This is a genomic window from Methylobacterium sp. J-030 (genome assembly GCF_022829545.1).
Lineage (GTDB): Bacteria > Pseudomonadota > Alphaproteobacteria > Rhizobiales > Beijerinckiaceae > Methylobacterium.
In genome coordinates, this window is sequence record NZ_JAKSYM010000279.1 from 1 (window position 1) to 5,936 (window position 5,936).

The following is a 5,936-nucleotide window of genomic DNA, read 5'->3' on the forward strand; positions in this document are numbered from 1 at the left end:
CCACGCGGCAATCGACTTCTTCCGCGAGCATGATGTGGCGTTCGAGCTGAAGGCTCAACTCTGGGCCGACGCCGAGAGGCAACCTATCGAGGACGCGTCGGTCGATTGGCCGATCTCGGTAAGCCCCTACCGGACCGTGGCCGCCCGAAAAACTCGCGCTCAGTGCGGACCAGTTTGGTGGGTCAGGGTCACAAAACGCGCCGCCGATCAACGAGACCGGCGGCAGCATTGATCCCGAACGGATCGCGGGGCTAGCGCTGGCGGCCGCGGTAGTCCTGGCCGAAGTGGTCCGTTGGTGATGAGTCTCTGGTAGTTGCTCGACTGACAGCGGAGCTAGGTTAGCGGTTTGCGTTTGTCGCCATACCTTGCCCACCATGGGAGACCCAAAAATTTCACGCGATGAGCAGCTGGGGTAAGCGCTGGGGTTCGAACCATACGCTCAACAAAAAATATGTTTTTATCAGTAAGTTACAGGTTTTGTTGGTCGGACCCCCTCTCCGCCAGTTCATCAAGCTAAATCGTTGTGCAGTATGCTTTTTCGGTGATGGACTGCTAGCGCAGCCCACGTTTCAGCCCACATTTTGAAGCGGCTTGCACCGGTTAATACCGGACGATGTTGGACAACACGGCCTCGCGTGCGAAAGGCAAGTGACTCAAGGCACGCGAAGCCGCGCATGTAGCGGGCAGGCCACCTGTTAAGCCTCAGTTAGTTATGGAAGCGGTCCGGTGCGGCCTGCCCATTCTGGGGGCTGCTGATCCTGGCTGACGCGCAGGCGGCGCCATTACAGTCCGGTAAACGCGGCTTCATACGAGGTGTCTGCCGCAATCGGCAGCGCTGCCCGAGCTTCGGCCCAGAACCGGTCGGCCAGCGCCGCGTCGGCGTCCCAAGCCGCACGCCACCACGTCAGGACCGGCTCGCGCGCCCGAGCCAGCGCAGCCGCCGATGGGAGGCGGTCGCGCTTCTCGTGCTGGTTGACCCTGCGCAAGGCCGGAAACAGGTTCCATAGATCACCGCACGGCCATGCCGACCATGGCAGCCCATGGTCAATGTCGAGCGTGTCGAGCCGCAGCGGCGTATTGGACCATACGCAGAATGGCGGCGTGCCAGCCTCTGCGAGCCTTGCCGCGACGAAGCGTGCCAGAGCGGTATCGCGCGCCGACTCCTGCCAGACGAGGTGCGCCGCGACGTCCCCTGGGGGGCTTGCCCGGCCCATACGCACGGCATAGCCCCGAATCAGCCGCGCCAACTCCGCGACGAGCACGGGCTCGATCCAGGCGCCGAGCCGCAACAAAGTGCGCCACAGCGGCTCTGGCACCGACAGGTAGTCCCAGGCCGACAGGACATCCGGCGTGAGCATCACTGCGCCGGACACGCGCACCGGTCGGCCTGCCCTCTCGAAGACAGGCACACCCGCCGGGATGTAAGTCGTGTAGCGAGCAGGCATAGCGAGAACGATCCGACGCGCTTCACCGAAGGGGGGGCAATCAGTGCCTCGGCCCGGTAACGCTGGCGCGCAGCCACGCCCGCCGCACGATATCACTTCCGCTCGGCCCTTAGCTGCCGTTCTCCAAATTGCGATGGTAGCACCATGCACTCGCTAACCTGATGTAATATACCCCTCACAAACGCCAGCCAGCGAGTCGGAGCAGGCCAGTGACATCCCCGCCAACCAGCCAGTTCGATTACGACGAAGTAGAAATTGAGGAAAAAGGCCGTGAGACCACATTAACGAAACCCTGGGACCCGAAACATATCAGGATCACTACCAAAAATTTTACAATCCGAGAGGTTTACTCACAAATCACCGAAGCAGAGCTCGATTTAGCACCAGATTTTCAGCGTAGTTATGTTTGGAAAAGAAGGCAACAGGATAGATTGATCGAGTCAATCATGCTTGGAATTCCATTGCCAGCATTTTACTTCAACCAGGACAGCAGCGGAAGCCACCAAGTAATTGACGGCGTTCAAAGACTTACAACCATCAATTTGTTCATGTCAGGAGAGCTTATATTAGAACGTGATAATCTGGAATACCTATCTCCCTTAGCGGGTCTGGACTACAGCGGTCTTGACGCGACAACAAGGAGGCGCTTTGCCGCGACGCAGATCGTCGTTCACATAATTGAACCGCAAACGCCTGACGAAGTGAAATATGACATATTCAATCGTGTTAATACTGGCGGCAGTCCTCTCACCGCGCAAGAAATCAGACATTGCATGAGTAAACAGCTGTCGCGTGATTTTCTGAAGTCACTTTCTGAAAACGATAAATTTGACCGCGCGACTGATTACGCTTTCTGGAAAAAAGACTCAAGCGGCAATGCGATACGTGATAACCAGCGAATGGCAAATAGAGAGATGGCGCTTCGCTTCTGCGCCTTCTGCGACATATCATATGGAGAATACTCGTCATTTGCTAGCTTGGATGCCTTTTTGCTGGAATTTACTAGGCTTCTGGATAATCGTCCAACAGTCAAACGGCGCGCATTAGATTTAGCTAAGCTAAAGTCAAAATTCGAACGCGCAATGACAAACTGTCGAGATATACTGGGAAATAGCGCGTTCCGCCGGTGGAATCCCAATACCGAGCGACGGGGCCCGATCAATCGAGCTATCTTTGAGTCCCATGCCATCGCTCTTTCCAAATATCATTATCATCAGCTAAAGCCGTATAAGGACGAGATAGCAGAAGCATTCAAGCAAATGTTCGACGACAGGCTTTATGTAAGTTCAGTTACATCGGGGACCGGTGATGTTAGAGCAGTAGAGAGGCGTCTTGAGATGCCCAAGAAGATACTCCAGGATATTGTCGGATGATCAAAGCAGCAAGTTTCCAGGGGTTCAAGAGACTCAATAAAAATAATTTTTCTTTTACGCCGCTGACCATATTGTCTGGGATGAATGGCGCGGGAAAAACTTCTCTGTTGCATGGCTTGTTGCTTGCGAACGAAAGTTGGAGGCGCGCGGATTCACTCGTCGAATTGAACGGCCCTTTCGGCTTATCGCTCGGAAATTTCAAAGACCTGCTCAACCACGCGTCTGACGAGAGATTTCTTATCCGCCTTACTGATGGGGACGGTCGGGTCTTGGATTGGAATTTCGAGGGTGCTGAGACTGATTTATTCGCAAAGGCAACTAGAAACAGGGGTTATAATAGGAAAGCTCAGGTTTTTTCGGAAGAACCTCGCTCTTTTCAGTACATTTGCGCCGAACGGCAAGGGCCAAGACTGTCACAGGCTGCCTCTGCGCTGCCACCTCACATGCTTGAGGTGGGCCATGCTGGAGAATACTGCGCACAGATGATCTATACCTTGGGCAATAGCCCCATCGATGAATTGCGGATCCTCAAAAACGGTGACAATAATCCTCCATTGCTTAAACCGCAGACCGAATTCTGGCTGTCACGCGTCACAAGGCCTCTACAGATAGATACTGAAAATTATCCGGCCGCAAATCAGTTTGCCCTGAAGTTTAGAACCGAAGAAGATTGGGTCAAAGCTCCCAACACCGGATTCGGCATTACTTTCGCATTACCGGTAATCTTGGCCGCGCTTAGCGCTGCTAACAATGGCACCCTCCTTGTGGAAAATCCTGAAGCACATCTGCATCCCTCAGGACAATCGCAGATAGGGCTTTTTTTAGCCTTGATGGCGAATGCAGGCCTTCATATAATTGTTGAAACTCATTCTGATCACGTCATAAATGGCGTAAGACGAGCCATCGGCGATTTTAAATACGTCAAGAGCTCCGATGTCTGCGTCTATCATTTTGATACGAAATTAGGAATCGATCCAGTCAAACTTCAGTTTACTTCAACGGGGAGTATGTCCGGATGGCCGCCGGGATTTTTTGACCAATATCAGATCGACATCGAAGCACTCAGTCGTGCACGCCGAGCGAGCTGAATTATGAAGTATATAATAGACGAAACGTCCTGGAACTTTGATGGGCTGCCCATCCTTGAATTAAACAGGCGCCTTGAAGAAATTCTGGATGTTATCGTTGCCTTTAATTCGATGAGTGACAATGTTTTCAATTCAAGCAACCTCTACTCGCGCTGTGTCAAAATTCAAGAAACAATCTACGATTTGTTCAATGTGGAAAAGCCGATCCATATCGAACCAGAGGTGCGTCAAAGATTCAACGCCGCCGTCTCACGGCTCAAACATATCGAGGATGAGCTAGGTTGGACGAAAAATGATGATGATTTCTTCATTGATGGAGGCAACGTTGGACCTGCGCCTTCTCTTTCGCATGCCCTGTCTACTGCAAATGCCGGCTTTGAGGATAATTTCGGCTGCTTGTGTCAGAGCAATCGGCGGCCTAGAGGGCGCGTGAATGTGGCCCATTTGGATCGCGTGGGGGAGCTGTATTTTATTTGCAGCCAAAGCGACGCAAGCCTTTATTACAGGTGGCTTGCATTGAAAAAATCTCAAAAAATTGCAGATCTCGAAAAACTTTGCCCATATGCGTTCCCCGATCTGGACTTTGTTGATAATGTACTGTCTGGTATAAAGACTATGAGTAAAGATTTTCGCGAAATATGTCCCGATATTGTTCGACATCTATCTGTATTGAACGACCATGGAGCGCATATATTCAGAGGAGATTGGCAGAAGGCACCACAGGAATTTGGAAGCCGTGGAATTGATATATCCGACGAGAATGGAAATACCAAACGAAATCGTGCAGCCAAGCAGGCTCGCGAGAGGACATTCGGCGGAGTAAAGTACTCGTTTTGGTGGCATACAAAAATTGAGGCACATACTGATCGAATTCATATTTGCCAAGATAGGATTTCAGAAGGTGGCAAAATCATCATTGGAGTAATGTGCGCTCATTTGCCGACTTAGACAAACTATTTAATTCTTGTTTATGCAACTTTAGGGCATACCCCATTGGGACGTCACTCCGCGTTGCCGGTGGGCGTCACAATGGGGTTGACGGGACTATTGAGCGCTACGCTACTCACCTCGGGCCTAATACTCTGAGGTGACAATTCATGGCCCGCATCGGCTACGCCCGCGTCAGCACCCTGGACCAAGATCTTGAAACTCAACTCGCGCGGCTCAAGACCGAGGGCTGCGGTATCGTTCGCGTCGAGAAGGTTTCGGGCGGCCCTCCCCCCGTGAAGGCTGGGCTGAACCCGCCACTGTCATCGAGTTCCTGCGCCCCCGCGGAGAGCTCGTCGTCCCCGCCTCGACCGGCTCGGCCGCGACACCCCCGACGTGCTCAACCTAATCCATGACATCGAACAGCGCGGGGCATGCGTGACCGTCCTCAACCTACATGTTTTGACACGATCTGTGCATACCGTGCGGTTTCATCAGTCAGTGCTGGATGCTGATGTATAGATCCTTGCCGTCGTCAGTGCGCTCGACGCTGTAGCGCAGATCCACCGATCGATTGTTGTTGCCGAACATCAATTTCATCATCTGCGTCGCGGTCTCGTCACGTGACGGTTTTTCCATTGCGGCCTTCATTTCGCTGTTGAGTTCAAGCGCTATCGCCAAGTCCGCCCGACAGGAGACGTGTCGCTCATCCGAGGCGACGGTGCGGATCGCCCGTAGGTCGAACCGGGTGGCAGGAAGGTCGTACATCGCAGACAGGTCGTAGTTCTGAGACAGGCGCTGCAACATCAGCTCCTTGACCTTTGCGCCCACCTGATCGTCCGAACAACTCGGGGTCTGCGCCGTACAAGCGGCCGGCAACAGGGTTGTGCCCATCAGGATCATCCAATGCAGGCGACGGCGCACGGTGGATGTAGTGGGTAATTCGATCATGTGCGTCCTGTCCTACCGTCCGGACTCATAACCAGTAGCTGACGGTGGCAGCGATGCAGACGGCAGCGAGATAGTTCGTGGCCGAGCGGTCGTAGCGGGTGGCGATGCGGCGAAAGTCCTTGAGCCGGCCGAACATGCGCTCGATGGCATTG

The 5,936-nt window shown here is 53.5% G+C and carries 5 protein-coding genes and 3 pseudogenes; 5 read left to right on the forward strand and 3 right to left on the reverse strand.

The window, feature by feature from the left end; translation table 11 throughout:
* Positions 1-232, forward strand: a pseudogene (locus MKK75_RS20270) (hypothetical protein); the annotation flags it as partial.
* A 550-nt stretch (positions 233-782) separates the two neighbouring features.
* On the opposite strand, the gene MKK75_RS20275 reads toward MKK75_RS20270, so the two are convergent.
* On the reverse strand, positions 783-1,445 hold the full coding sequence (locus tag MKK75_RS20275) for an HNH endonuclease domain-containing protein (RefSeq protein WP_244044318.1): 663 nt from the start codon (positions 1,443-1,445) through the stop codon (positions 783-785).
* A gap of 209 nt (positions 1,446-1,654) precedes the next feature.
* Between MKK75_RS20275 and MKK75_RS20280 the strand changes: the two genes are divergently transcribed.
* From MKK75_RS20280 to MKK75_RS20295, 4 genes and pseudogenes are all read left to right on the forward strand, one after another.
* Entirely contained in the window at positions 1,655-2,818 is a 1,164-nt protein-coding gene (locus tag MKK75_RS20280; protein ID WP_244044319.1) for a DUF262 domain-containing protein, read from the forward strand.
* A complete protein-coding gene (locus tag MKK75_RS20285; RefSeq protein WP_244044320.1) occupies positions 2,815-3,906 on the forward strand; it encodes an AAA family ATPase in 1,092 nt (363 codons plus the stop codon). The genes MKK75_RS20280 and MKK75_RS20285 overlap by 4 nt, the downstream gene beginning before the upstream one ends.
* 3 nt (positions 3,907-3,909) lie before the next feature.
* Complete coding sequence (locus tag MKK75_RS20290) at positions 3,910-4,854, forward strand: hypothetical protein (protein ID WP_244044321.1); 945 nt, start codon at positions 3,910-3,912, stop codon at positions 4,852-4,854.
* Between the two features lie 149 nt (positions 4,855-5,003).
* A pseudogene (locus MKK75_RS20295) lies at positions 5,004-5,304 on the forward strand (recombinase family protein); the annotation flags it as partial.
* A 27-nt stretch (positions 5,305-5,331) separates the two neighbouring features.
* Here MKK75_RS20295 and MKK75_RS20300 read toward each other — a convergent pair.
* Both MKK75_RS20300 and MKK75_RS20305 read right to left on the reverse strand, forming a co-directional pair.
* Positions 5,332-5,784, reverse strand: coding sequence for a hypothetical protein (locus tag MKK75_RS20300; RefSeq protein WP_244044322.1), 453 nt, complete (start codon positions 5,782-5,784; stop codon positions 5,332-5,334).
* A gap of 25 nt (positions 5,785-5,809) precedes the next feature.
* A pseudogene (locus MKK75_RS20305) lies at positions 5,810-5,936 on the reverse strand (IS5/IS1182 family transposase); the annotation flags it as partial.